The organism is Sphingobium sp., from assembly GCF_003248505.1.
Classification (GTDB): Bacteria; Pseudomonadota; Alphaproteobacteria; order Sphingomonadales; family Sphingomonadaceae; genus Sphingobium.
Genome location: NZ_QFOA01000181.1, coordinates 1 through 1,126, shown reverse-complemented (window position 1 = coordinate 1,126; position 1,126 = coordinate 1). Strand labels below are relative to the sequence as shown.

Genomic DNA, 1,126 nt, shown 5'->3' with positions numbered 1-1,126 from the left:
TTGGCGCGCGTGAACAGCGACGCCTTGGTGCGCCCCATGCGCGTCGCCAGTTCGGTCATTGGAATCTTGCCATAGAGCGCGCGCAGGGTGGCGATATCGTCGTCGGACCAGACCGGACCGCCGCGAAAGCCGTCCCGCATTGCATGGGTGCCGCGAAGTCCAAGATATTCGCTGCGCCAGCGGATCGAGTAACGGGTCCGCCCGAGACGCGTCAGGAGGGGTGTGAGGCTTTTGCCCTCCCGATAGGCAAGCGTGAGGAGAGCGTCCTCTTCGGGTGTCCATGAACGTCCCCAGCCCCGCCCGTAGCCGAGGCGTTGCAGGATCGCCTTGATTGCGATCTTGCTGCGTTCGCAATAGCCTGCTTCGACCAGCAGGGATGCGATGTGGCCGTAGCGATGCCCCTCTTCTGCCAGCGACAGCGTGAGCATGGCCTCGGCCTCGGTCCAGTCGGGGGGCTTTGCCGGATGGCGAAGGCCAAGACTGTTGGCACGGCTCGCGGTCCCTGACAGCGGGCGGCCGATAAGGATCGCGATCTGGGCGATGGGGACGGCGGCGGCATATCCAGCGCGCAACTGGGCATCCTCCCACGATGTCCAGCGTGGGGGGTTGCCTTCGGTGAGCCCCAGGACCCCGGCCCGCGCATAGACGGCGCTGCATGCGCGACCGAGATCGGCGGCAACGTCCGCGGTCGCGCGTGAGCCATAGTGGCGCGAGAGCCAGTTATCCTCGTCGGGCGTCCAGGGACGCTGGGAATGGCGGCGAAGGCCAAGCGTTGCGACCTTGTCGCGAACGCCGGCAAGACCCCGCCCCAGGGCGGCGGCGATCTCGGCCAGCGGGATATCGGCGCGAAAGCCGGTCTCGAGCGTGGCGACTTCCTGCGGGGTCCAGGCATTTTGCCGGAAGGGCATTTCGGGCAGGCGGCCCTCGGGCTCGGGGCGCACCGGACAGGCGACCAGTTCGACGACGGTGGGGGCAAGATCGGTCATAGCGACACCACAGCGACATCGCTCAGCCGCGCGCGCAGCCTGGCATGGAGGCGGGCGATCCGGTCATCGCCCCTTGGCATGGTATCGATCGCCGCGATTGCCGAGAGGAGATTGAGTGCGCGATCCGTTCGATCCGCGTC

At 67.4% G+C, this 1,126-nt stretch carries 1 protein-coding gene; it reads right to left on the bottom strand.

What is annotated here, in order from left to right:
- On the bottom strand, positions 1-986 hold a 986-nt coding region (locus DI606_RS20255; protein ID WP_293985823.1), incomplete at its 3' end, for a hypothetical protein.
- Between the last annotated feature and the right edge of the window lie 140 nt (positions 987-1,126).